General features: G+C 66.2%; 1 pseudogene. It reads right to left on the minus strand.

Annotation, left to right across the window (positions count from 1 at the left end):
• Positions 1-237 precede the first annotated feature (237 nt).
• Positions 238-574: pseudogene (locus tag ACFC3J_RS22940) on the minus strand (NADH oxidase); the annotation flags it as partial.

Raw genomic sequence — 574 nt, forward strand, 5'->3', positions numbered from 1 at the left:
GCAGGGTGGGGCGCTGCGGTTGCTGGGCGGCAATGCGCTGCTGGGGCCGCGCGAGCAATTGCTGGCGCTGGTGCGGGCGGCGGCTGCGGATTGAACGCGGCGGAAGTGCGCGGCTTTGAAACAACACCAAAACCGTTCACGCTGAGCTTGTCGAAGCGCGGTGCAGGGCTTCGACAAGCTCAGCCCGAACGGTTGGGATGGCTGAACGCGAGTCCGTAGGAAAACGCCCGCGCAGCCTCACTCCATCGACGGATCAATCAGCACCTTGGCCCCGGTATTGCGCGGGCCATAAAAGGCAATCGCCTCCGCGCTCAGCGCCCCCGCCAGCGACACCGTGCGCGCATAGTGGCTGGCAAACGTGGTCTTCAGCTCGGCGGCCACGCGCGCGCGCAGCGCCTGGGTCGCCTCATTGCCAATCTTCTGCAGAAACGGAAACAGCAGCCACCCGCCCATGCCCCAGGCCATGCCAAAGGTGCGGTGCACTTCGGTGGGCCGCGTGTCCAGGTGGCCGTACAAGTACACCTGCTTGTGCACGGCCGAACCGTAGCGGCTGTACTCCTTGGCCGTGCGGTTG

It is taken from the genome of Sphingobium sp., from assembly GCF_041987595.1.
In the GTDB taxonomy this organism is placed as follows: Bacteria; Pseudomonadota; Alphaproteobacteria; order Sphingomonadales; family Sphingomonadaceae; genus Sphingobium.